The sequence below is a fragment of the Nostoc sp. XA010 genome (genome assembly GCF_020829625.1).
GTDB lineage: Bacteria > Cyanobacteriota > Cyanobacteriia > Cyanobacteriales > Nostocaceae > Nostoc.
In genome coordinates this window covers 84739-109244 of sequence record NZ_JAIVFX010000005.1, presented here as the reverse complement: position 1 = coordinate 109244, position 24506 = coordinate 84739, and the positions used below count along the sequence as shown (strand labels likewise).

General features: G+C 43.2%; 22 protein-coding genes and 1 pseudogene. 5 read left to right on the top strand and 18 right to left on the bottom strand.

Going from position 1 to position 24506, the window contains the following annotated elements; genetic code table 11:
• Positions 1-97 precede the first annotated feature (97 nt).
• The 3 genes from ftsH2 to LC608_RS09670 all read left to right on the top strand — a co-directional run bounded on the left by ftsH2 (position 98) and on the right by LC608_RS09670 (position 3145).
• On the top strand, positions 98-1984 hold the full coding sequence (gene ftsH2, locus LC608_RS09680) for an ATP-dependent zinc metalloprotease FtsH2 (RefSeq protein WP_229553334.1): 1887 nt from the start codon (positions 98-100) through the stop codon (positions 1982-1984).
• 44 nt (positions 1985-2028) lie between these two features.
• Positions 2029-2454, top strand: a complete 426-nt coding sequence (locus LC608_RS09675; RefSeq protein WP_229553333.1) for an ADP-ribosylglycohydrolase family protein — start codon at positions 2029-2031, stop codon at positions 2452-2454.
• A 151-nt stretch (positions 2455-2605) separates the two neighbouring features.
• Positions 2606-3145: a hypothetical protein gene (locus LC608_RS09670; protein WP_229553332.1), complete on the top strand. Its 540-nt coding sequence runs from the start codon at positions 2606-2608 to the stop codon at positions 3143-3145.
• A gap of 24 nt (positions 3146-3169) precedes the next feature.
• Here the strand turns inward: LC608_RS09670 and LC608_RS36830 are convergent, their stop codons facing one another.
• The 5 genes and pseudogenes from LC608_RS36830 to LC608_RS09655 all read right to left on the bottom strand — a co-directional run.
• Positions 3170-3298, bottom strand: a complete 129-nt coding sequence (locus tag LC608_RS36830; protein WP_267871033.1) for a hypothetical protein — start codon at positions 3296-3298, stop codon at positions 3170-3172.
• A gap of 4 nt (positions 3299-3302) precedes the next feature.
• Positions 3303-3548 (bottom strand): hypothetical protein, encoded by a 246-nt coding sequence (locus LC608_RS09665; RefSeq protein ID WP_229553331.1) that lies wholly within the window; start codon positions 3546-3548, stop codon positions 3303-3305.
• A gap of 301 nt (positions 3549-3849) precedes the next feature.
• Positions 3850-4392, bottom strand: a complete 543-nt coding sequence (locus tag LC608_RS09660) for a universal stress protein (RefSeq protein ID WP_229553330.1) — start codon at positions 4390-4392, stop codon at positions 3850-3852.
• Positions 4393-4450: 58 nt separating this feature from the next.
• Complete coding sequence (locus LC608_RS36825; protein ID WP_267871032.1) at positions 4451-4585, bottom strand: hypothetical protein; 135 nt, start codon at positions 4583-4585, stop codon at positions 4451-4453.
• A 138-nt stretch (positions 4586-4723) separates the two neighbouring features.
• Positions 4724-5066, bottom strand: a pseudogene (locus tag LC608_RS09655) (transposase); the annotation flags it as partial.
• Positions 5067-5258: 192 nt separating this feature from the next.
• Between LC608_RS09655 and LC608_RS09650 the strand changes: the two are divergent.
• Positions 5259-6704 (top strand): MFS transporter, encoded by a 1446-nt coding sequence (locus LC608_RS09650; protein ID WP_229553329.1) that lies wholly within the window; start codon positions 5259-5261, stop codon positions 6702-6704.
• Between the two features lie 124 nt (positions 6705-6828).
• Here LC608_RS09650 and LC608_RS09645 read toward each other — a convergent pair whose 3' ends face one another.
• On the bottom strand, positions 6829-8139 hold the full coding sequence (locus tag LC608_RS09645; RefSeq protein ID WP_229553328.1) for an aminopeptidase P N-terminal domain-containing protein: 1311 nt from the start codon (positions 8137-8139) through the stop codon (positions 6829-6831).
• A gap of 567 nt (positions 8140-8706) precedes the next feature.
• Here LC608_RS09645 and LC608_RS09640 point away from each other — a divergent pair.
• Positions 8707-9948 (top strand): VCBS repeat-containing protein, encoded by a 1242-nt coding sequence (locus tag LC608_RS09640; protein ID WP_229553327.1) that lies wholly within the window; start codon positions 8707-8709, stop codon positions 9946-9948.
• Positions 9949-10075: 127 nt separating this feature from the next.
• Here LC608_RS09640 and LC608_RS09635 read toward each other — a convergent pair whose 3' ends face one another.
• From LC608_RS09635 to LC608_RS09580, 12 genes are all read right to left on the bottom strand, one after another.
• The gene (locus LC608_RS09635) at positions 10076-10843 is read right to left on the bottom strand and encodes an MBL fold metallo-hydrolase (protein WP_229553326.1); all 768 of its coding nucleotides are present in this window, start codon (positions 10841-10843) and stop codon (positions 10076-10078) included.
• A gap of 3 nt (positions 10844-10846) precedes the next feature.
• Complete coding sequence (locus LC608_RS09630) at positions 10847-11446, bottom strand: aminodeoxychorismate/anthranilate synthase component II (RefSeq protein WP_229553325.1); 600 nt, start codon at positions 11444-11446, stop codon at positions 10847-10849.
• 276 nt (positions 11447-11722) lie between these two features.
• The gene (locus LC608_RS09625; RefSeq protein ID WP_229553324.1) at positions 11723-12184 is read right to left on the bottom strand and encodes a diacylglycerol kinase family protein; all 462 of its coding nucleotides are present in this window, start codon (positions 12182-12184) and stop codon (positions 11723-11725) included.
• Between the two features lie 153 nt (positions 12185-12337).
• The gene (gene ybeY, locus LC608_RS09620; protein ID WP_229553563.1) at positions 12338-12865 is read right to left on the bottom strand and encodes an rRNA maturation RNase YbeY; all 528 of its coding nucleotides are present in this window, start codon (positions 12863-12865) and stop codon (positions 12338-12340) included.
• 39 nt (positions 12866-12904) lie between these two features.
• Positions 12905-13060: a DUF3285 domain-containing protein gene (locus LC608_RS09615; protein WP_100899181.1), complete on the bottom strand. Its 156-nt coding sequence runs from the start codon at positions 13058-13060 to the stop codon at positions 12905-12907.
• A 202-nt stretch (positions 13061-13262) separates the two neighbouring features.
• Positions 13263-14385, bottom strand: a protein-coding gene (gene prfB / locus LC608_RS09610) for a peptide chain release factor 2 (protein ID WP_229553323.1) whose coding sequence is annotated in 2 segments (ribosomal slippage) — positions 13263-14312 and positions 14314-14385 — 1122 coding nt in all. Because the reading frame shifts where the segments join, the coding sequence is not laid out codon by codon here.
• Positions 14386-14510: 125 nt separating this feature from the next.
• Positions 14511-15663 (bottom strand): PCRF domain-containing protein gene (locus LC608_RS09605; RefSeq protein WP_229553322.1). Its coding sequence is split into 2 segments (ribosomal slippage): positions 14511-15587 and positions 15589-15663, totalling 1152 coding nucleotides; the frame shifts between segments, so codons are not numbered across the junction.
• A 131-nt stretch (positions 15664-15794) separates the two neighbouring features.
• Positions 15795-16523 carry a Bax inhibitor-1 family protein gene (locus LC608_RS09600; RefSeq protein WP_229553321.1) on the bottom strand — a complete coding sequence of 243 codons (729 nt, stop codon included), beginning with the start codon at positions 16521-16523 and terminating at the stop codon, positions 15795-15797.
• Between the two features lie 113 nt (positions 16524-16636).
• Positions 16637-19396, bottom strand: a complete 2760-nt coding sequence (locus LC608_RS09595) for a pPIWI_RE module domain-containing protein (protein WP_229553320.1) — start codon at positions 19394-19396, stop codon at positions 16637-16639.
• Complete coding sequence (locus LC608_RS09590) at positions 19389-22004, bottom strand: hypothetical protein (protein WP_229553319.1); 2616 nt, start codon at positions 22002-22004, stop codon at positions 19389-19391. Before LC608_RS09590 ends, LC608_RS09595 begins: the two co-directional genes overlap by 8 nt.
• The gene (locus tag LC608_RS09585) at positions 21992-22867 is read right to left on the bottom strand and encodes a hypothetical protein (RefSeq protein ID WP_229553318.1); all 876 of its coding nucleotides are present in this window, start codon (positions 22865-22867) and stop codon (positions 21992-21994) included. Before LC608_RS09585 ends, LC608_RS09590 begins: the two co-directional genes overlap by 13 nt.
• Entirely contained in the window at positions 22867-24174 is a 1308-nt protein-coding gene (locus LC608_RS09580) for a Fis family transcriptional regulator (RefSeq protein WP_229553317.1), read from the bottom strand. The genes LC608_RS09585 and LC608_RS09580 overlap by 1 nt, the downstream gene beginning before the upstream one ends.
• Positions 24175-24506 lie beyond the last annotated feature (332 nt).

Genomic DNA, 24506 nt, shown 5'->3' with positions numbered 1-24506 from the left:
GATTTATAAACATCCGTTAACAGCTTAAGGTGACAGAGTGATGAACATTTGGTTACTAAGGCTGATGAATTGTATAGGCATCTAGAGGCAAATTAAGATGAAATTCTCTTGGAAAGTCGTAGTACTCTGGACATTGCCTGCTTTGGTAATTGGTTTTTTCTTCTGGCAAGGGGCCTTTGCAGGCGCTCCTACTGACATGAGTAAGAATGCAGCCAATACGCGCATGACCTATGGTCGCTTTCTAGAATACTTGGATGGCGATCGCGTCAACAGTGTGGATCTGTACGAAGGCGGTAGGACGGCAATTATAGAAGCCCGCGATCCAGACATCGAAAATCGTGTCCAAAGGTGGCGTGTGGATTTGCCTGTTAACGCTCCTGAGTTAATTAGCAAGCTCAAAGAAAAAGACATCAGTTTTGATGCTCACCCGATGCGGAATGATGGCGCAATTTGGGGATTGTTGGGCAATCTGATATTCCCAGTTTTATTGATTACTGGGCTGTTCTTTTTGTTCCGGCGTTCTAGCAACCTCCCCGGCGGCCCAGGTCAAGCGATGAACTTCGGCAAATCCAAGGCGCGTTTCCAAATGGAAGCGAAAACCGGGGTCAAATTTGACGATGTAGCCGGGATTGAAGAAGCTAAGGAAGAATTGCAAGAAGTTGTCACCTTCCTGAAGCAGCCAGAAAGATTTACCGCAGTAGGCGCACGGATTCCCAAGGGAGTGCTGTTAGTTGGGCCTCCTGGAACTGGTAAAACTTTACTAGCAAAAGCGATCGCTGGTGAAGCAGGCGTACCTTTCTTCAGTATTTCCGGTTCGGAATTTGTGGAAATGTTCGTTGGTGTGGGTGCATCTCGCGTCCGCGATTTGTTCAAGAAAGCCAAAGACAACGCCCCCTGTATCATCTTCATCGATGAAATCGACGCAGTAGGACGCCAACGCGGCGCTGGTATCGGTGGCGGTAACGACGAGAGAGAGCAAACCCTCAACCAGTTGCTCACCGAAATGGACGGGTTTGAAGGTAACACTGGCATCATTATTATTGCTGCCACCAACCGTCCCGATGTACTAGATTCAGCATTGTTGCGTCCTGGTCGCTTTGACAGACAAGTAACTGTCGATGCACCCGATATCAAAGGACGTTTGGAAATCTTACAAGTCCATTCACGCAATAAGAAACTAGACCCTAGTGTATCTTTGGATGCGATCGCTCGCCGTACTCCTGGATTTACTGGTGCTGATTTAGCCAACTTACTTAACGAAGCAGCAATTCTGACTGCGAGAAGACGCAAAGAAGCTATCACCCTCCGCGAAATTGATGACGCGGTGGATCGGGTAGTCGCTGGGATGGAAGGCACTCCTTTGGTAGACAGCAAGAGCAAGCGCTTAATTGCATACCACGAAATTGGACATGCCTTAGTGGGAACTTTGTTAAAAGACCATGATCCAGTACAGAAAGTCACCTTGATTCCAAGAGGACAAGCACAGGGTTTAACTTGGTTTACTCCCAACGAAGAACAAGGGTTAATTTCTCGTTCTCAGTTGAAAGCCAGGATTACTGGTGCTTTGGGCGGTCGCGCTGCTGAGGAAGTAATTTTTGGGGCTGCGGAAGTCACAACTGGCGCTGGTGGAGACTTGCAACAGTTATCAGGAATGGCGCGGCAGATGGTGACTCGTTTCGGGATGTCCGACTTAGGGCCATTGTCGTTGGAAAGCCAACAGGGTGAAGTATTCTTGGGTCGTGACTGGACAACCCGATCTGAGTATTCCGAATCTATCGCCTCTCGCATTGATGGACAAGTGCGAGCGATCGTGGAAGAATGCTACGACAACGCCAAGAAAATTGTGCGTGACCATCGCACTGTCACCGATCGCTTAGTCGATTTGCTTATCGAAAAAGAAACCATTGACGGCGATGAATTCCGCCAGATTGTGGCTGAGTACGCTGAAGTTCCTGAGAAACAGCAGTACGTACCGCAACTGTAAGCTCTTAAAGAAAAATCTTGAGCTACTGGTCAATTTAAATGGGGATGGTGTTAACTATCCCCATTATTTTTTGTGGCTTGGGAGATAGAGATACTACTTGTGCGATCGCGGGTGGTATTGTGGCAATATCTATAGGTGTAGAAGGTATTCCTACAGCATGGCTGCAAGCACGAGAACCTTTGCCCAACGGCTATCGAGAAACAATCACACTTTTTCGTCCTACTGGGCCAAAAAAACTGGCTTTGATTAAAGAAAGTGGCGATCGCCACTTTCCTCCTCGACTACTTGAACAGCCTATTTTCTACCCAGTACTTAACGAAGAATACGCCGCACAAATTGCCCGTAGCTGGAATGCGGCAAGTACTGACACAGGATATATCGGCTATGTAACACGTTTTCAGGTGTGTGCAAAGTTTTTAAGCCGCTACTCCATAAAAACTGTAGGCGGTTCTATACATCAGGAATATTGAATACCTGCGGAAGATTTACCTGAATTCAACCGCAATATCGTTGGTTTGATCGAAGTAATATTAAAATTTCGCCAATCACCAACCTGAAAATCCAAAATTGACAGCACAGAAGCTGTATACAAAAGTCTACCCACTTTTATTTGCACAATTTATGAATACTAAATTATTGACTCTTGCTTCCTTAACGTTGGCGGTTTCTTCTCTAACTGTCGGTACAGTTGTAGCAAAAGCGAAACTGACAAATCAGGCAAAACTGTTTATCAATGGAATCGGCACAGTACGGGTTGGGATGACTCTTTCCCAAGCGGCAAAGGCTGCTGGTACTCAGCTAGTAGGTGATCCACCCAATAACAATTGCTACTATGTTAAGCCACAAAATGAACCCAAAAATCTTTCGTTTATGGTGACAGGAGGTCGCATTTCTAGAGTAGATGTGCGGCTAAATGCCCAAATTACCACCCTCAAAGGTGCAAAAATTGGCGACACAGAAGCGCAAATCAAGTCTCTTTACCCAGGACAAATTAAAGTCACACCTCATAAATATGTTCAAGGCGGACACTACTTGACATTTATCCCGAAAGACCGTGCTGACCAAAACTATCGCGTTGTCTTCGAGACTGATGGTAAGCTTGTTACTCAGTTTCGCTCAGGTAAACTACCAGAAGTTGAATTTGTTGAAGGCTGTTCTTGATTTAAGAACTTTCTGCTACTGCTCCTAGTGCCAGTCACTACTAAACACAATAGAACGTACCCAACCTGCGTGTGCTTCCCAGGTTATGCGTTGCTGTCCATCTGTTGTTTGCCACAAAGAATCATGCGATGCCTGCGGTGTTCTCGTTGCCATTGCCTTAAGCTTGCGATGTAATCGAGCAAGATTTTGTCTTAAACGGCTGTTTTCTCACATCACTCTCATCCCGCAACCGTTCATTTTCTGACTCCAAGTTTTTAACCTTTGAGTTTAATTCCTCTACGAGGTTCAATAATATCTCTACGGTGCAACGCATTGATTCATCTGCAATACCTGAAGGGTCGATGGTTTGCAGTAACTCTGATACTGATTTGTCACTCGAAATAAGCTTTTGCTTTTGCGTCATGTGTCATATTTTATGACACTGTGTCTACCTCGCTCACATTATTTTCCTCCGCATACCCCTAATTATTGAGCCGATACGTTTGACGTACTATGGTGTTTTCTTGTCACCAGTTACCTACTTGTAGTTTGGCTTGTCAAGGTTAAAAAAACCAAAATATCTTTTTCCCTCCACTTCCAAGACTTTTTAGGCTGCGTTTGTTCGGCATATCAGAGCGCTTTGATAAATATGCAATGGTTTCACTCCCTGAATATCTCGCTGACTACTCCAACTCTATAGTAGTTTCAGTTTCGCTTTAATTATATCAATCCGATGCACTAACTCTGCTTGATTCGTCTTGAGCAGATTCAGTATTCATTTTTGATATGTGTTGCATAGTCAGGACTGAGCAGGGAGCATTGTGGAGTACGTAATTGCTGACACTGCCCAAGGCTAACTCACTCAAACCAGATAGACCCTGACGTGCAACTACGATTAGGTCAGCACCCCAAGTGGAGGCTAAGTTACAGATGGTTTGACCAGGATTACCAGGGGATTGGATGAATTCTGTACTCACGCCTGCTACAGCTGCTTCATCCGTACACGATTGTAGTAGCTCTAGACCTTGCTTTTCCAAAACCTCCCACTGCTGTTGATTGAACTCCAAAGTTTTTTTACTCATCACAGGATATGGATAGTAATCCTGCCTGGGAAGTATAGGTATATTTACTCTGCCCTGTTCTTCACCCGATAGAACATGCAACAGCATAAGGCTCCCCTTGCTCGCTTTTGCTAAGAACAAGGCTTTATCAAAGACATCCTTGGCGGATGCAGAGGTATCGATTGCAACTAGAATCTTGTGAAACATATAGACTTCCTCCAAACTGTTGTGACTCCATATAAGAGCTGATTTATAAAGGTTCTCTTTAGGCAGCAAGGCGCTTCAACATCAAGCGCACCATTGCCGTTTCGCTGATCAACTCGCTCACGCCTAGCAATAGTTCATAGTCCGTGGCTTGTGCGATGCAACCAGCGAAACCACCCAAATGTACACTCGACAACCCAGCTTTTGGCAATACCTGAAATTATGCTTCGGTTCGCTTGATAATTTCAACTTTGGCACCACAAACCTGGAAAAAGGCTTGGGCGAACTTCCCCTTACTGTAGCCCTAGTCTACCCAAATCACAACTAACAATAGATCAATCTTAGTTCCTTTCTTTCTATCTCCTGTCTCATCAATAATTAAAATGATTGGTCTACCTTTTAGTATCTGTAAAATTAATTAATTCTAAACACAAATATCTTAACTTCTCTATATCCCAAGATGATGTTGTTAAGAAATGACGTAGCCCTTGATACTTATTTAATCCAACAATCTTTACTATTTCTGGGAGACTTTTCCGTTTTAAATCAGAAATACATCCTATATGTAGATACTTAAATACTTGAAAAAGCCTACTATCTAAAAACAGCTTTTTATACAACAGACAATATTCGTCCACAAAGTTGATGGTTTGTACGGGTGAGCGAGGCTCTACCATACTCTGTATCATCGTCCTGAAGTTCGTATATTATTATACTAAAAACGAGGTGACACAACAGGGCTAATAACCCTTCATTCCCTAACGTATCTTTCAAAAAGATTGTCCCAGTAGGCTGATGCACGCCTACTGTTCTCTATTAAACCAGCAATTGAGGCCACGTTAACTCTTTTTAAATTTTAGCTATTCAGTATGTTCAAGGAAGTAGAAGACGAAAGCTTACTAATAAAGCTCCCTCTCCCCATTCAGGAAATACCAGAGGATAGGGAATTAACAGAAACGGTAATTCTTCCCACAAATCTGCCTATTAAACTTTCCAAACCCCAAATTCGCACAAGTCTCAGGGCATTAACTCTTGAGAGTCTTTTCGCTGGGGTTTTTTACAGTATTATCGGTTCAGCGTTGCTCAGTAATTTCTTGCTAGAGCTGGGTGCCGGTCCAGTAGAAATTGGTCTGCTCGCCTCTATTCCTCAGCTGGTGAATCTGCTCCAACCGTTGGGAGCTTATTTGGTAGAACGAAGTACCAGCTTCAACTGGTATTGCATGAGCATCTTCATCCCGGCTCGGCTACTGTGGATAATTCTCGTGCCAGCGATTTGGTTGGTCAGCTCATCTAACCATATCACTAAGCACCAAGTGGTGCTGTTGACATTGGGAATTATGTTAGTGGCTAATATCATTGAAGCTTTCGCCCGTGCTCCCTGGATGACCTGGACGGCTGTGTTAGTACCTGGGCGGTTGCGGGGGAGGTATTTTGGCTTTCGCAATAGTGTTCTCAGTTTGATGAATCTCATCGGTGTGCCGTTGCTGGGCCTAGGAGTATCGATCTGGCCGAGTGGAACACTCCAAGGCTACGGTGCAATCTTGATCCTAGGAATTGTGCTTGGGCTGCTTAGTCAGGGCTGTCAGTTCTGGATGAGCGATGTGAACCCGCAGCTTTTAAAAGTTGTGGGGTCAGATATACCCCAACCATACCGCAGTGGGATACATCTTCGCTTCCTCAATGATGCCAATTTTTTGAAGTTACTGCTTTACCTTGCCATCTGGTGCTTTGCTGTTAACGTCAGCGCTCCCTTCTTTAACCTCTACATGCTAGATAACCTAGATATAGATGTCAGCTTAGTAACAATCTATAACGGTTTAGGAGCTGGTGCTAATATGCTGCTGCTGGTTTTCTGGGGTAAACTGTCTGACCGGATTGGGAATCGTCCCATCATGTTATTAGTAGGAATCTTGGTGGCGGTGACACCTCTATTATGGCTAGTAGCTGGCAATGATTCAATTTCCCTTTGGATATGGTTACCTTTTTTACACGTGTTGGGATCTGGGACGTGGGCAGCCATAGACCTGTGTACCAACAATCTGATGATGGGAGTGGCACCGGTAACAAATCAGTCCACTTACTTTGCGATCGCCGGAGCGGTAGCTGGTGTTACTGGAGCAATGGGAATCATAGCTGGTAGCTTTCTCGCGACTCTGCCTGGTGCCGGTGGCTTACTGGGACTATTTGTTCTTTCAGCCGTCCTACGGACGGCTGCTCTCTTGCCCTTGGTTTTTGTTCAGGAGCAAGGCTCTGTATCTCTGGGTCAGCTTTGGCGAGTCCTATTCTCAGTCAAGCAGCAAAGAGTACCGATTTAACAATATTGAAGGGGTCAAATGAGCATCCGTGCAGAAACTTACACACTTGGGTGTAACCCAAGTGTGTAAGGATTCTGTCCATCAATATTTCTGGCAATTCTTAAAGTATCAATTAACCTATAAGTTATCTTTCTACTTCATCTACTGCTTTGGGAACTCCCGCAGTTAACACCTCATGTCCATCAGATGTAACTAACACATCATCCTCAATCCGAATACCAATGCCAATCCATCGAGGATCGGTCTCTGGTTGGTCTTCTGCTAGTTTGGTGTCAGGCACAATATATAGTCCCGGTTCCACTGTCAAAATTTGGCCTGGTTGTAAAATCTGTGGTTTATCTTCACCGTGCTGGTAAACACCTACATCATGGACATCTAAACCTAACCAATGACTGGTGCGGTGCATATAATATGGCTTATATTTCTCTTCTTCAATTAACTTATCAATTTCACCTTTGAGGATGCCAAGTTCAACTAAACCTTCCGTGAGAACGCGCACTGCTGTATCATGAACTAATTTGAAGGGATTACCTGGTTTTACTTGAGCGATCGCTTGTTTTTGCGCCTCCAATACAATCTCATACAGCGTCTTTTGTTCTGGCGTAAATTTACCCCCAACAGGAAATGTCCGCGTAATATCCGAGTTGTAATAACCGTAAGCACAACCGGCATCAATTAGCAGTAATTCTCCATCTTGCATTTGACGATTATTTTCAATGTAATGCAGTACGCAAGCATTCACACCGGAAGCCACAATCGAAGGATAAGCTGGCCCCATTCCACCCCGCACTCGAAAGATGCGTTCCATCTCCGCTTGAATTTCATACTCATAACGTCCGGGTGCGGCGATTTCTTGGGCGTAATTGTGCGCTTCAGTTGCGATCGCTACTGCTTGACGCATCAACCCCAACTCAGCTTCACTTTTGATTAGTCTCATGCTGTTGAGGACAGGGCCAGTATCTTCAATGGCGATCGGCCCAGTACCGCGTTTAGGATAAGTTCGCAGTAAACTTTGGTAATGTTTCAATATTTGATCGTTGAAAGCGCGATCGCGTCCTAAGTGATAGTAAATCCGGCTAGCTTTTTCCAAATACTGCGGCAACTTTTCATCTAACTCGCTAATGGGGTAAGCTTCATCAGCACCATAAATTTCCTTGGCTGCATCTACTCCTGAAAGATAACCAGTCCATACTTCCTTTTCGCGATCCTTTGGTTGGACAAACAGCACAAACCGATGTTCTGAATGATGCGGCGCTAACACTGCTACTGCCTGTGGTTCATTAAAACCAGTCAAGTAAAAAAAATCACTATCTTGGCGATAAACATACTCGACATCGTTGTGCATCACTGCCATTGGCGCACTGCGAAAAATGGCTGTGCCATCACCAATTTTTGCCATTAACTGCTCACGACGTTGCCGATATTCTGCTTGCATAGCTGATGTATTTATAAAAGTATTGTGTTATTTTACACTTTTTACAACTAGAGAATGCACAAATCATGCCTCTTAATAGTTGCCAATCTAAGTTATTCTAACCAATATTTGTTTCAACTCAAGTCGTAAATTCTTGGAGAATAATCAATTTTATTCAAAAGTTAAGATACCCTACCTTTCAAAGAATCAAGGTATCTCATTATTCATCAATAATTTAGGCTTGCTATACAAACTACTATGTATTCACATTAGGGCTACATAGTGTAAATGGTTTCATGTAATCAAGTAATAATTACATGAATAATGTTTTAATCAAGAGTTTAAAATGTCAAATAAAACAGATAAACTAACAAACTTTATCTATAAATCATTATATATAAGACATAAAATAATATTCGGCAATTGTTTATATAGAGCTTGAATTTTTCACAATTATCGTTTAATAACATTCACAAATAAAACATAGTTTTAAAGAAATATCGAAAATCTAGTAAATGTTATTTGGTTACAGAAATAGGGTTCAAAAAAACGTTAAAAAAATATGACAACCAATCATAAAAACACACCATGTTTGGAAAGGCAAATTCCTCATCCTTATCTTTGAATACATCTGCATTGGCAGAAGAATCTCTCAAAAAATCAGCAATTTTGACATCTTCTTTCGAGAATTTTAATTCTGGTTTTAGATTTGGGGGTAAAAGTTCCTCACTAACACTACAAAATGAACCGTTAACCCGGACTGTCAAAACGTCAGTAAATCCCAATCCTAATCCTTACTTAACCAGTGCCGCGATTGTTCCTGACTTCAATGCTGATGGCAAAACGGACAAACTTTGGGTTAATACCCAAACCGGTGAAATTATCGTTCGCTTGATGGATGGGACAAGAGTTATTGAACAAGGCTCTCTGGGTCAATTTGACCTAGCCGCCTATGATTACAAAATTGGCGAGTTCAACAATGATGGCAAAACCGACTTCTTATTACGCAATAAGACAACCGGCGAGAATAGCATTGTCCTCATGGATGGTACAAGAGTTGCTAATGCGGCTTCTCTAACTAGCGTTGACCCAGCCTGGACTTCTCAGATTGGCGATTTCAACGGCGATCGCAAAACCGATATCTTCTGGCATAATGCTACAACCGGTGAGAACGCTATTTGGGAGATGGATGGCACCACAGTTGTGACTGCAACTGTTCTAGACACTACAGACACAGCACTAAATCCTACCATTGTTGATTTCGACGGCAATGGCAAGAGTGACATCTTCTGGCGCAATCAGACAACAGGCGATAACCTTGCTTGGTTTATGGATGGTACGCAAAAGACTGAATTTGCGCTGCAATCACAAGACGCAGCCTGGACTTATACCGTTGGCGATTTCAACGGCGATTTAAGCACTGACTTGCTGTGGAGAAACGCTACAACAGGTGAGAACAAGATTTGGACGATGAATGGTATCTTAGTCACAGAAGGTGCTTTGGGTACACTTGACTCATCTTGGACTTCAAGCATTGGTGATTTCAACGGTGATGGCAAGACTGATATCTTCTGGCGCAATGGAACCACAGGTGCGAACACTGCTTGGTTGATGGATGGTACAACAGTTGCTACTGAAGCTTTCTTACCGGCTAATAACGCGGCTCTGACAGCATCCCTTGGCGATTACAACGGCGATGGCAAGACCGATATCTACTGGCGCGATCAGACAGCAAGTGCAGACAACATTTGGACTATAAATGAGACAACAGCTGTTGAAACTCCTATCAGCGAAGCAGATAAGCTTGGCCCAGAATGGTATACATTCTAAAAGCTAGGGGCATGGGGCATGGGGCATGGGTAAAAGATAAGGAAGAGGGGGGAGACAAGGAAGAAATTTGTTCAATAATTCTTCCTTGTCCCCCTCGTCCCCCTCGCCCCCCTGCCTCCCCCGCTCCTCAAAACTTGTAACTCAAAACCTGAATTTCGCTATTTTCCGGTAATTTACCAGGGTTAATGGAAATACTATCTCCATTACTACGCCGCACTGTCATACCTTGCATCAAGGTCAGAAAATCATCCAGTGGCGAAATATCGCACGCAGCAGCATCAGCCGCCTGTGTCCGGTAATGAGTCGGAATCACCAGCTTGGGATTTAAGACTTGAACAGCCTGCTTTGCTTCCTGAGCATTGTAGGCTTTTGCACTGCCTCCCACTGGAATCAATGCTACATCTGGCCGCCCCATCAAGATTTTTTGCTCAATGGAAATGGGTGCAGCAGCTCCACCTAAGTGTAGGATATTAATTCCGCCTTGCTGCCAACTCCAAGCGGTGTTTGAACCAAACTGCTTACCACCTTTGCGATCGTGGTCTATGGCAATTCCTTGCAACTTAATGCCTTTAAACTCATAAACTCCTGGTTCGTAGATGAGCTTTGCCTTTCCTGGTAATACGTCCACAGCACCTTCATCCAGCAATTGACTGCTAATCAGTACTAAATCTGCTGCAACTTTTGGTTGACGATACCCAGCAGTACAACCGACCGTCCGAAATGGATTGACAAGAATTTTCGCACCGCCACCAGTAAAAAGAAAGCAAGTATGACCCAACCACTGTACTGATAAACCGCTAGATTGTGCGTCAGCTTGAGATTCAGAACCCAAGTTAGTAACCAAAGCTGTGACTAACCCCGCCCCAGCATAGCCCATCAACTGTCGTCGTTTCATTAATTATGTTCTCGACTGTAACTGTTCCAAAAAATTTCGCAATAACTGTTTTCCTGAAGATGTCAGGACACTCTCTGGGTGAAACTGGACGCCCTGAATATGAGGATACTTCCGGTGTCGCACTCCCATAATGGTGTTATCTTCAACCCAAGCGGTGATTTCTAACACATCTGGGCAAGTCTCACGTTCTATCACCAAACTATGATACCTGGTGGCGGTTAAAGGATTTTCTAATCCTTGAAAAACCCCCACCCCAGTATGAGACACCTGAGAGGTTTTGCCATGCATCAACTCTGGAGCAGGGATTATTTTACCACCGAACACTTGACCAATGCTTTGATGTCCTAAACAAACACCCAAAATTGGCAACTCTTGTCCTAACTGTTCAATCAATTCTAAAGAAATACCGGCATCTTCTGGGCGACCAGGCCCAGGAGAAATAACCACGGCTTCGGGCTTTAATGCCCGAATCTCATCTATGGATATTTTATCGTTACGAAAAACTTTAATATCATCTGCCACTGGGAATTCTGCTGCCAATTCTCCCAAATACTGCACTAAGTTATATGTAAAACTGTCGTAATTATCGATAACTATAATCAAAGCTCATAACTCCTGGTTTTTACCACTCATCAGTTACAAAAAGCATAGACAAATATCTCATGCAATTTGTTCGCTAGGTGTAAAAATAACGCTGACGTGGGCGGCTAAAAATTACCAAGTAACCCTTTATCTAGGATGCTTGGCATCTAGGCGTAGCCCGTCGTAGACATCGCCTCACTTTTGAATTGCTTATAATCTGTTTTCTAGGTGATCAGACAGAGTGTGATCCTCATCAGCTCACTTGGCGATGCCTGGGTTGGGCTACGCCGGAGCAAATCACGTATACAAAGCCGATATAATTAACTTTACCAGAGGAGGGAGCAGGAGCGTACCAGCTACCAGCACAGCTACCAAAGCAGAAACAAGCACTGCACCAGCCGCACAATCTTTAGCAATTTTTGCCAAATCATGGTATGTCTGCTTAACGGTTAAGTCTACAAGAGACTCGATCGCTGTATTTAGTAACTCTAATGCCAAAACTAAACCACTAGTTATACCAATTACCGCTATTTCTACCGCTTGCAGATGTAGAAAAACGCTTAAACCGATAGCCAAAGCGCAAACACTTACGTGGATGCGAAAATTACGTTGAGTTTGAAAACTATAGCTGATTCCAGCCCAGGCATATTTAAAACTAACAAATAAATTAGAGGCTACTTTCCAGGAGAATTCCCGTTCGTTAGACACCAGTGTTTGTAACGAGGTAGGCGTTGGTGATGGAGAAATTTTTTGGGACATAGACTTAAAAACACAAAAACAGAGTTGCTACGTGGGAATATTCGCCGATTTTAATGGCGGAATTAACTTTGAGGCAATCTTTAAGCAATTTTCCACAGAAGTATTATAAAAGTATTACCCAAAATTAACACTATAGAAATACACCAACTACTACTATTCCATGTCAATAGGAATACCTATTGCATTCAGCAATCTCACTTGCTGTTCTAACATTCGCCCCAAACTTTCTTCATCAGGATGATCCCAGCCTAAGAGATGTAACAAACCGTGACTAGCTAACCAGGCTAGCTCAGTGGGTAAGCTATGTTCCTGCTGTTGAGCTTGACGTTGTGCTGTATCTACAGACACGATAATATCACCTAAGTATAATGGTACAGAAGCAAGCATCTCTTTGCTTTGAGGAAAATCCACCTCCAAAGCAGCAAAGGCTAAAACGTCTGTGGGCTTATTTTGTTGACGATATTGGGCATTCAGTTCTTGAATTTGCAAGTCATCTGTCAAACGCAGCCCGATTTCATAGCTTGGCGCTGGTGGAATATGAGGGTGAAGGATTTCCAACCAGTGATTAAACCAATTTTCCCAAGTTTCAGGAGTAATTCGGGGATCAGTATGATCAATTTTTACAGATGTTGTCGGGGACAACTCGTAAAAATCATCTTCTACGTATAGTTCAACGCTCAGGGGCACATAGTCTCCTAATCTGAGGTTTACGGTTTTTTGCTAGTGAGTTAGGTAAGCAAGACCAACAAGGAGAGATAAAAGCCCTACGGCAGTCAACGCAAAATGCTTTAGGGAAGTTCCACCCTTCCGCACCATGTTTCGCATGGCGAGTTTTACGTAGCTAGGTTGAGGTTCTGTTGAAGGAGTGTTGCTCATAGTTATTTGTCCACAGACTCTTTTATAACTGTAACAGTTGGTCTGAGATAGAATGGCGATCGCCTGTATATTGCTAAGGAATTTATCTGAAAACGCCCCAATAAGAAGGAATGCTATGCAATCGCGCCAATCTTAGAAAAATAAATAACAAGTGCTAAGTAATATTAAAATTAATTACTTAGCACTTGCAAACAATCCCAAATTATGCAGAAGTATTTTCTACTAATTTATTTTCTTGGCGCAGATAAGCTTGAATGAATGGATCAAGTTCGCCATTCATCACGTCGCCAATCGCCGTCGTTTCTGTATTTGTACGCAAATCCTTCACCATCTGGTAAGGGTGAAACACATAGTTACGGATTTGGTTTCCCCAGGAGGCTTCCACCATATCGCCACGAATTTCGGCAATTTCTTGGGCGCGTTGCTCCTTGGCGATGACCAACAGCTTTGCTTTAAGACGATTTAGAGCTTTTTCTTTATTTTGCAACTGCGATCGCTCTTCTGTACAGCGCACGGCAAGACCTGTGGGAAGGTGAACAATCCGCACCGCAGTTTCTACTTTGTTGACGTTTTGCCCACCTTTACCACCAGAACGAGTTGTAGTGATTTCCAAATCTTTGTCTGGAATATCCAATTGCACAGAGTTATCAATCTGCGGCATCACTTCCACCCCTGCAAAACTGGTTTGTCGCTTGCCGTTGGCATTAAAAGGTGAAATCCGCACTAAGCGATGTGTACCCATTTCCGATCGCAAGTAACCATAAGCATAGCGACCGGTAATTTCTAGGGTTGCCGATTTAATTCCGGCTTCATCACCCTCTGACTCTTCAGCTAAAGTTACCTTATAGCCGTGAGCTTCGCCCCAACGGGTGTACATCCGCATCAGCATAAATCCCCAGTCTTGAGCATCTGTGCCACCAGCGCCAGCACTAATTGTCAGTACAGCACCTTCCGCATCATAGGGGCCAGAAAGTAACTGTTGTAACTCCCACTGATCCAGGTCACGATTCAGTTTAGTAATGGTAGATTCTGCTTCTTGGAGTAGTGCCTCATCAGTTTCTAACTCCAACAACTCAACAACTGCCTTAGTATCTTCGAGGTTGGCGTGCCACTGATCATATTGCTGGAGGTGGGCTTTCAGGTCATTGAGTTCTTGCAGAGTTTGTTGGGCCTGGGTTTGGTCATTCCAAAATTCTGGCTGTGCTGATATTTTTTCGAGGTCTTGAATTTTGGCTGTCAGTGCAGGTACGTCAAAGATAGTCCTGGGTTTTACCCAGGCGGCCAGACAACGTTTCGATTTCGCGTTTGAGTTCTAAAACTTCCATAGTGCTTGCTGTAATGAGAGATAGAGCGCTAGTAGTGGAAAATTGCTCTTTATTCTACTTATGTTTCTTGATTTTAGCTGTAGTTGGGCAGGTTTTTTCTGCACTACTTGTATAAGTTACAAAATTTACTTGGAATTATCAAGCGCTTCTTGGGTCATTGAAGTAGTGTGATTTAGCTGTTGCAGATAGGCTTTAATAAAAAAATCAATTTTACCGTCTAATACCTCTGTCGCAGCAGGTGTTTCTACATTGGTATGTAAATCTTTCACCTTGGTGTAAGGATGCAAGATATATTCACGGATGAGCTTATTAGATAGAGGTTTTATCTGTCGAGGTTGAATTTTGTCAATTTGGACACCTTGGGGTAGTGCGTAGGCGTAGCCAGTCGTAGGCATCGTAAACAGTTTACTCTTGAGAATAGCTAAGGCTTTCTCTTTGTTTTGCATCAGACTACGCTCTTGATCGCAAAATACACTAATTCCGGTACGAATGTGAACCATATTTACCCATGTTTCTACATGGTTGACATTCCCCCGATAGCGAGGCCAAGTAATTTCCAAATCCTTCTCTGGAATCTCCCACTCAACAGACTCACCCAATATTGGGATAACTTCTACACTAGCGAAACTCGTCCGCAAGCTATTAATAATATCGAAGGGCGATATCTGTTGTAGTTGATGTGTGCCTGTTTCTGATTTGAGGTAGCCGTATACATAACGTGTTGTAATTTCTAAGGTTGCATACTTAATTCCGGCTTCATTTCCCTCAGAAATCTCTACTATATCTAATGGATAATTGTGGCTTTTTCCCCAACGACAGTACATTTGCAGCAACATATAAGCCCAGTATTGACTGTCTGCATTATCAACCTCAGCAGTAATAGTCAGAAATGCACCTTTTTTGTCGTGGGGGTCAGACAATAATTGTCGTATTTCTGCTGTTTCGAGTTCTTGTTGGAGTTGGGTAAGGTTGCTTTGCACCTCTTGCCACAATTGCTCATCGGCTGATAATTCCAACAATTCCAACGCAGCTTTGATATCTTCTAGAATCGAACACCAGCGCTGATATTTCTGATGCTTATAGAATATGGAGTATTCAATTTCTTGAAGTACTTCATAAGCACGAGTTGGATTATTCCAAAAGTCCGGTTGAGCAATTACTTGATTTAAATATTGAATTCTTGCAGTCAAATATTGGAGGTCAAAGACAATCCTCAGCCTTACCCAAGATATTAGACAACTTTTCTACTTCAATTTTAATATTTAAGAGTTCAAGCATAGTTTTGCTCACTTGAGGCTTAACTTATCTACATATCCTACTGTTAAACAGATGAAAAAACCGTGGTTGCTAAAAATTCAACCACGGTTTTTACTTTATAAAACTTTACTTGTATTAGTGTCTACAGACGATTAATCGCGGCCATTGATGGCAATTAGCAACCGCAAGATAAAGACGAACAAGTTGATGTAAGTAAGGTACATCGATAAAGCAGCAGGCAGATATTGGTCATCGCTGTAAGTGCGGGGCAAGATGTAGAAATCGACAACAGAAACCCCAACAAACAGGAATACTCCTAAACCGGAGATGGCAATTTCTAACCAATTTGGCGTATAAACACCAAACATGGCAAATCCGAATTGGGCTAGGCACACAACCACCAAGGCGATAACGCCGAGATTGATGGTTTTCGTCAAAGCCATCCCATCTTGTTCAGAAAGATTTGAACCAATTTGACGGGCAGCAATAAAGGTAACGCCACAACCAAGGGCAGCTAAACCAATGCCTTGAATGCCAACACCTTGGGATCTCAAGGCAACATACACCAAGCCACTGAGGGTATATCCAGACAAGAGGCTGTAGGTTGCCAACAGGGGTAGTGCAAGCCCCTTATTACCTTTTTGGGCAACATTTTGGGCAACAAAGAACAAAATTAACTCCAAAATCACCGCACCAATGAAGGTGGGAAAGAATATGCCGGGGTTAGTACGGATAACTCCCAAACCGCCGTAGGTTCCTAATGCCGTTAGCACCAAACCACCACCGACGTAGGGGAGGGCGTTGGCAATTACGTTTGGGCCAACGAGGGCGTGAGATTTAGCCTCACGGATTGCTTCACGAAAATTACTGGTATTGCTCATATTGAAAAACTGTTTTTTAGGAAAACGTTGTGCTTATTCCTATTGTTACCAATCTTTGCGGTTAACAGCCAACGATTTAATATTGTTGCAAAATCTGAAAGGTAGTTTCGTTGTTAAAAATTGGAATCGTCAGTCTCTGAGGGTTCTATAGGATCTTTAGCGCTGACAGCATACTCTTTAGCCTTGATTGCAAAGGGAAAAGGCAAAGGCAAGGAAACGTCATTTGCAAAATAAGGCCAGCGACTTCGGAGAGAGTGGACAAAGTGAGCTAGCCTGTCGCCCTTGATTTCTGGGTGATGAATCAAGGCTATTTCTAAGATTCTGGCTCTTCCAGCTTGCTTGCTGCCATTATCAAGCCGAGACTGATTTTTTTGTAATATTGTTGTGCCTCGTTCAGTATACAACGCCTTTCTAACGCTCAGGTAGAGCGATCGCTCCCCATAATCACACACACCCTGCCATCGGTAAACTCCACTAGTTCGGCTCCCAGGAGAATCTTTAACAATAGCGACTGGTACTTCACCACTATCTGCAATTCGTAAGCGCACAACCCATAGACGATTGATTTGTTCTTGTGAAAGGTACTGTTTTAGTGCTTGCAGTGGGTCATTAGTTAGTAAATTTTGGTTTTGTAGCCAGTTCAGCATTTTGCGGGCATTTAGTGCCTCTGTCATGAACAGTACACGCGGGGGTTTATTATCAGTAATTGGAGTATTTAAACACTCTTGCAAACATTCAGAAACGAATTTATTGATTAGCTTTTGTTCTTTCGTTTGCTCTTTACGCTTTTGTTCATCATCAAGCTCTTCATTACTTTCATCATAAGAGTTAGAATCCCAGTCTTCATCAAGAAGATGCGCGAGTCCGAGAGGATATGATATCCAGCCTTGTTCTTTAAATAAATCAGGAGTTGTTAACTCTACTTTAGCTGTTATTGGATTTACTCTGATCATCAAAACAACAGTTTTGGGAATGTTTTCGGCATTGGTTTTGCGGGTGCGGCGTAGGACATAAAAGCACATTAACCAAACATCAGGATCAGTGCCATCTTTTTTGCGATTAATTAAAGGAGTATCGGGTAAAATCCCAAATTGCCTTAGTAAGTCTGATACTGCTCGTTTTACTGGTTCCAAACCAGATTTTTTCAGTTTTTCTGCATCATTTACGGTGGTTATTCGGTGAATGTGTTGATTGAGATAGCCTGCTTTCATTGCCCCAATTCGCCACGCCAACTTGGGATCGGCCTCGGATATACGAGGTTTCGGTCTAATTTCGATTAATGCCCCACTTAGTTCTTTACTTTGGGGTAGGAACGCGGTAATTTGATTAATGCGCTCTACTAATAAATTAGGGCGTTGCTGTTGATAAGTTTTCCTTGCTTCAGAGAAATGTTGAATTTCCAGGTCTTGTGTGAGGTCGCCAACATGTTGAGTCTTGATACACAGAGAACCGCAGGAACCTTGATAAATATTTTCTACTTTTGTGGGTGATAAATACAGTAACTGGCAAATTTCAGCAACTAGTGCATCACGACACTGTGGAGTTTCCCACACAATAAGTATGGTACGGAGGGGATTTTCAGCTTCACGAAATACTGCTGGCGCTGCTAATTTTGGTCGCAGCATTGGTGTATGTGAATGATTGGGGTTATCAGATTTCTTGGCTTTTTTAGGCTGGGGAGATTGGATATCATCGTCAGCAAGGAGAGGAATAATTTTCTGTTTGGGTTTCTCCAAAGGCCAGAAAATAAAAACGTTACCTGTCACCCTTTCAGCCTCACCCACTCTCTGAACAGGGAGATGTGCTTCAATAGCTTGATCTAAACTAGCCAAATCTTGTGGACTGACACCAGGGAAACAGGGTGGTTCTCCTAATTTAGAAGTGTAGGCGATCGCAGCTTGAATCCCACTAGGAATTGTATTGACGCCTGACCAGTTTTGATTTGGGTTAGAAACGAAATTATTTGCCTCAGGAAGTTGAGAGTCATTGAGAGAAAAAAGATTGCTGATGGCTTGAGGCCATTTCACTTCCTTTCCATAACGGTTCATCGTCAGTGGAATAAAGCAAAAGGGTTGGCGTTGTCCATCTAACCATCGGCGGTTATCACCAATATGAGCTTTTACACCTGGATAAGGTACATAATTCAAAGGTTTAGTTAGCCACCGTCGAATTGATAAATGATGATAAACAATAGGTTTTTCGCGCCAGGGAACTGTTTGCAAAACAAACTCAACAACAAATGAGATATAGGCTGTTTCTGTTGTTTCCTTGCCTTTAGTTACCGTAACTTCGCTGGGAGGCCATGACATCAACTCAGCGCCTTGGAGGCTGACTACCCGATAAAATGTCAGTTCATACTGCTCATTGGCACCAAAGTAAACTCTTGGGTTTTTGAGAAACTCCTCAGCAAGGTAATCTGGAATTGCTTGGTAAAGGTTGCTTGTTTCGACTTTGTTTTGAGGATGCAGTAATTCATAGATTTGTGAATCTTCCCATTGCCAATCATCATTATTCAGATTTGTAAGCTGTGACTCGACATCCTGCAAGGAACTGAATTCTTCTATCAACCAATCTTTGATCAAATTACCCAAGTCAGAAAGGTCTGTAGTTTCTGTTGCTAATAACCAAGGTATATTGTCTTTTTGCCAGCCATTACGCAAAGTCTTGATAATTTGGGGAAAACTACCAGATATTAAAGGGTCGAGGGAATAAACTGGTACAGCCCGATAACTTTTACCTTGGAGTCTGGCACGCTGTTGAGCAAGGTTGTTGGCGACTTGTCGCCAAGCAGTAGGAACATACATTGCAGAGAGTTTGCATGTTGGATTCGTTGCAGTAAGTTCCCAAGCACCAGGAAGAATAATTTTAGTCATAGTTTAAGTTTCTTTCTCTCATTTGTTTCAACGCATTTAAAAAAGTTCCATAGAGCGATCGCGCCAGCACATCCTCACCTTCTACATAGGGTTCCAGTACCTTGATGATGGCAACCAAAAGTGAAGTACTTTCGCTGTCTTGTTCGTCAATGGCTGAATTTGGCGCGAATTTCACATCTATAAAATGGACTACTGCTGGTACTCCACCACGCACCAAACGCCCGATGATTTGCCAGATACTTACTAACTGAGTCCAGCAAAGTACCGATCGCTCTCCTTGTGTTAGTTGCTTAAAAGCCCATGCTGTATAGTTCAAGTTGACCATCTCGGCAACGGCATTCTGGTAGAAGATATCTGCAACCTGAGTTAGGGTTAGGTTCCCCGATATTGATTGAGCTTCTTCATAAAGAGTGGAGTCTTTTTCGTGTTTCAGCGCCCAAGCGTTGAGTTGCTGAACAGTAGATTGCCAATTATCAGGTACTGGCATAGGTCTGTTGAGGAACAGCACTGCACCAAATGCAGCTTTGCCTTGAGCATTCAAGATGTTATGACCCCGCTCTAGAGCCATCAAAGGAGCAACTACAATTTGGGTGGGTAAATGTTGTAAATTCCTGATTTCGCTTCGCAGAATCCCATGAAGATGAGTAGGAGCATTGTCACGCCGGAGGGTAGCAATACCGTCATCGTTGATGTTTACATCGAAACGGTAGCGCGATTGTAAGATAGACGTGACCCACTCCGATTCGTCATAGCTACCCACGACAATCAAGATGCGATCGCGATCGCTCCACCATTCAGGTTGCTGTTGTTTTCGCTGTGCTAAATCCTGAAATACCCCATCTAGAAAACTCTCTCCACCTCTTACCGAGTAGCACATAGCCTCCACCATTTCTTTAGCAGCAAGTTTGCGTGTTGCAGGTGGCAATCCTGATAAAGCAATATAGTTTGCTTGCGGATTCTGTTTGGGACTAAAGAAAAATTGACTCTCAGCTATACCTGCCTCGCCAGTTCTAGGTTGCAGCAATACTTTAGGTTTTACGCTGATATGATAGGCTGGCGAACCAGGAGCATAGCTAGTACCTGATATCAGAACAGTATGTGGGCCGTCCCAATCGTCAACTGCAAAGAGTTTTGGGAAATTTAACAGTAACGCACGACCTACACCCACATAACGGAAATAGTCCAACTTGCCAGCTTTTTTAGCACTACGTTCTTGCTTATACAAAAAACCTAAAATATTTCCCACTGGCGATTCTGGTAAAACTGGGAGGAAGTCATCCGGTGGACGATGTAAAAGGTCTTGGCTTGAGTCGTGCAAGTTAATTACCCGACCGAGGTCGCTCAGATTATCAACTATAAAACCCAGCCGATTGTCGAGTATGGTGACTAAAATCGCAAACTGGAGATTTCGGGTTAGTTCCTCAAATTGAGTCTCATCTGGTAGGGAAAGATTATGGATTTCTATCCATCTTTTGCACCAAGGAGCAATTTCAGCTAAGGCTTGACGGTCATCTTCCGCAGTTAGTATTGTCAGCGCCAAACCTGAAAGCTCACCACCAAGACCGCGGTTGAGCGGATGTTGTAAAAATCCATCTAGTTGATCCATCATTTGTTTGCGGCGGCGACGTTGCTCTGTGGGAGCCAAATCTGCTTCAATGATGCGTTTACGCCGTTCTTCCATGATTTGTTGGCGAGTTAGTTTCGGTTTCGCTAAGACAGGAATCTCAGGCGGATCAACCAAGTCACGGATAATCCGAGCAAATAGAGAACGACCTGTAAAAGGAAGTGGCCCCAACCACGCAACCAATTTAGAGTGGGTGAGGAGTAGGTGATAGATGCGGTTAGTAGTATTTTGGGTATGGTAATGTGCGCTTGTCCAAGCAACAAAGCGATCGCCTGCCATATCACCGCGATCGGAATTGTAAATTGTCGCCAGGTTAAGTCCGAGTTTATTTAAAAATGAGTTTCCAGAAGCATCGACTAAGACTTCATCAGGGGCAAACTCTTCGTCAAACTGAATCTGCACGCGATCTGCTTCGTCAACAAATAGATATTTACATTCTCGATAAACAGCCTCAGCAAAGGTCAAGTCTTGTTCAAATCCCTGGCGGGGTACACGAGTATGAATGAAACTAGCAGGGGTGAAAATCCAGACTAAGGCTGTAGCAATATCGTGTTCTAAATGGTGACGTGGACATTTGTAATATAAGGGACAAGTGTATTTTTTATCACTTTCCTGCCAGTCTTCATCATCAGAATCATCATCATTATCAGCTACAAGAACTTTTTGATAAAGCTTGTGACAAGGTTCATTGCCAAATTCCCACTTATCTTCTGATTGCACTAGAGGTAAAAGTGGACAGATTTGACTAAACCAACGCCATGCAGGATGCATTCCTCCTTTAGTAACTTCCTTACCCTCATTTTTGAGAATAGGTTCGTAGACTTTTACCAGTTGCTCTTGGCGTTTACTACCCAACACTGGTGCAGCAGGAATTCCTAATTTGTGGCAGAACAAGGAAGCGAGGCGCACTGCTGTAGCAACATCATTCACCATCAACCCACAGCGATCTCCCTGTTTAGCGAAGAAGTAAATCAGAATTTCCAACAGGTAGACTTGCCCACATTCAAAAGCCCAACAATGTGGATAAGACCCTCTAAAGTTAGCTGATCACCGTGCTGGAAATTATCTGATTCAGCATCGTATAGCTGGAAGAGGATATTTTCCAAGCGGTTACGATAATTTTCTTGTTGCCCAAACTGGGACAATTTATCGTCCATTTCTTGGGCAGCTAGTATTAATTCTTCACGGGTAACGCTACACTGTGGATTCTGCTTAGTCCGTGTGCGATGAAGGGATACTACAGACGAAGGTGCTATATTAGCAACTTCCTTGGGAATATCAATAGGAACCTCAACTGGAGAGTTACCTTTTTGGGAAATTTTGGCATACCATCGCCCCTCATCTGCTAATTTGATTTTTCGTTGTCTATGCTGTGGGGTTTTTAATAAAGTTGGAAGATATATCTTCTCTAAACGAGTTGGGTAGGTACTGGATGGAATAGATTGGGGAACATTCCTTGCCTCCTCTAGGCTGTAGATTCTAATAATTTCAGGTAAGTTGATGTACTCCTGAAGAACTCGCAGCCATTGTCTGCCTTTACGCTTAATCAAATAGAAACGAGCATTTTGTATAAGTTGCCAGTTGCGATCGCTTTGTAGTTGTTCAACTGGAAAGCGATATCCTTTGAGCAAAGCTTCCACAGAAGTTGCAGGTTCTTCAGGTGCTACTTCCTTAAGTAGGGTTAATCCCAATTCCACATCAGCAATGAGTTGGGCAAGACGCTTAAGTTCTCGCTGTTGTACCTTAGTATCTGCATTAACTAAACTAGATACTATATGCTGTTGTAATTCATCCGATCTGCGGAGTTTTTTACACAGATCCTTGCGCCAGCTAATGGTGTCACGCATTATTTTTTCTTCCCTAAAATTGTTTGAGCCTGAGTGAGGATTTCGCTAAATAAGCGCAAGCGCACCCCTTCAAGTTCAGGTTCTAGTTGTTCGCGCACTACCTTTATCCGCAAATAGTCTTCGCGTTCATCTGGAAAAACTACAAAGGTTTCCGTTGCATCACGCCGATACTGCACCTTTCGCAAACGTTCTTCATCTACGGATGACCAATCTTTAAAATCAATTGCCCAGCGAACTTTGCGCGGGAACTCTACGAGTAAGTCAAATTCATCGACAAAAGGCCAGAGAGTAACGCGCAAGCCCAATTTTGAAAGTTCTTCTTGAAGTTGAATTTCCCAAATTCCTGGAAGCGTACCGTACAAATGCACACCAGGGGTAACAGCTTTCCAGTCTGCTGCTTTTTCTTTAGAAATAGGTGGTAATGGTTGAAAGTTACTGGTTGCACAAAGTCGTTCACACCAAGGGGTACGGCAGGTATATGTACCATCAGGGCGTTGGCGTTGCAAATACTTGCAGCGCGGACACAGATGATAGACTCTATCCTCTGCCAACTTATCCATATCGACATAGATTTCTAACCGTGACAATAACTCCCGCAGTGGTCTGAGTTCGGGTAAACGTAGCTGTTGGCGATATTCTGAGTAATGAAGAGTGGGTTTAGTAATAATTAGTTGTCGAAAAGCGCGATAAGCATCTTCTAGCTGATTTCCCCGACAGTATTCCAGTACATCTTTCAGTACTGACTCTTGTACCTGCGCCACCACATCATTACCCGAAACTTGCCATTCTCTTGCAAAATCGGAAACTACTCCGTCTTCTATAACGCTGACATCTGGCGAAAGATATTTAATCTCTTGGGCTGGTTTCCAAGAAGTAATTGATGTTTCCGCCCAATCAAAAAATTGGGGTAGGTTCTCTGGCGCTTGTTCTCCCCGTAGCAAGGAAGTTAAGTACATACGAGACATACCAATGCGAAGGGCTTCTGGTACTTGACTTCGCTTTTCTAGCTCAAGTTTTTCCCACTGCACCACGCCAGTAGCCAGATACCGCAGAGTATCGGTAACAGATAGCTGTAAGGAAGATTTTTCCGGTTCAGATGTGAGGAGGCGATAACTGCGGGCGCTGTGGTCATCCCATTCCACATCGATACCACGCATAGTTTGTAACCAGCGCTGAACTGTTGCTTTCTGACGTGGTTGCATTCCTAGTTCTTGACACAACTCTTCTAGAGTTGGCCCTTGTTTATGGATACTAAACCATTGCTGAAGTGCATCGAGAATTTTTTGTCGGTGTTTGGTGATTTTCATTGTTCACCCTCCTGTTTAGCAGAAGTGTGACACCCACCAAACTTGCGTGTCAACAAACTGTTTCTATGTTTCCACTAAGTTTCCGAAGTTTCAATTTTACTATAAATGGAAATGTCCCTCAGCACCCAACTAAGTACAAATTCCCGTAAAAATGAGTCGGGATTCTGTTTTTTGTAGCTTGGATTTTGTTTTCCAACCCAACTGCCAATTTTGATTTCCGAACTTTATTAATAACAGTGCGTACTCAGAGATAAAATTGCCCAGTCTCTTTTGCAATTAATTCAGTGCCGATCCACGTTGCTCTCAGTATGACAGATGGCTATTAATCCAGT

Bases quoted from the DNA above. Each gene is read 5' to 3' on its own strand.
- LC608_RS09580 (WP_229553317.1), bottom strand. From the start codon at position 24,174: ATGAAAATCACCAAACACCGACAAAAAATTCTCGATGCACTTCAGCAA.
- LC608_RS09645 (WP_229553328.1), bottom strand. From the start codon at position 8,139: ATGCAAGCAGAATATCGGCAACGTCGTGAGCAGTTAATGGCAAAAATT.
- LC608_RS09640 (WP_229553327.1), top strand. From the start codon at position 8,707: ATGTTTGGAAAGGCAAATTCCTCATCCTTATCTTTGAATACATCTGCA.
- LC608_RS09595 (WP_229553320.1), bottom strand. From the start codon at position 19,396: ATGACTAAAATTATTCTTCCTGGTGCTTGGGAACTTACTGCAACGAAT.
- LC608_RS09665 (WP_229553331.1), bottom strand. From the start codon at position 3,548: ATGACGCAAAAGCAAAAGCTTATTTCGAGTGACAAATCAGTATCAGAG.
- LC608_RS09615 (WP_100899181.1), bottom strand. From the start codon at position 13,060: ATGAGCAACACTCCTTCAACAGAACCTCAACCTAGCTACGTAAAACTC.
- LC608_RS09650 (WP_229553329.1), top strand. From the start codon at position 5,259: ATGTTCAAGGAAGTAGAAGACGAAAGCTTACTAATAAAGCTCCCTCTC.
- LC608_RS09635 (WP_229553326.1), bottom strand. From the start codon at position 10,843: ATGAAACGACGACAGTTGATGGGCTATGCTGGGGCGGGGTTAGTCACA.
- LC608_RS09600 (WP_229553321.1), bottom strand. From the start codon at position 16,523: ATGAGCAATACCAGTAATTTTCGTGAAGCAATCCGTGAGGCTAAATCT.
- LC608_RS09625 (WP_229553324.1), bottom strand. From the start codon at position 12,184: ATGTCCCAAAAAATTTCTCCATCACCAACGCCTACCTCGTTACAAACA.
- LC608_RS09585 (WP_229553318.1), bottom strand. From the start codon at position 22,867: ATGCGTGACACCATTAGCTGGCGCAAGGATCTGTGTAAAAAACTCCGC.
- ftsH2 (WP_229553334.1), top strand. From the start codon at position 98: ATGAAATTCTCTTGGAAAGTCGTAGTACTCTGGACATTGCCTGCTTTG.
- LC608_RS09660 (WP_229553330.1), bottom strand. From the start codon at position 4,392: ATGTTTCACAAGATTCTAGTTGCAATCGATACCTCTGCATCCGCCAAG.
- LC608_RS36830 (WP_267871033.1), bottom strand. From the start codon at position 3,298: ATGGCAACGAGAACACCGCAGGCATCGCATGATTCTTTGTGGCAAACA.
- LC608_RS09670 (WP_229553332.1), top strand. From the start codon at position 2,606: ATGAATACTAAATTATTGACTCTTGCTTCCTTAACGTTGGCGGTTTCT.
- LC608_RS09675 (WP_229553333.1), top strand. From the start codon at position 2,029: ATGGTGTTAACTATCCCCATTATTTTTTGTGGCTTGGGAGATAGAGAT.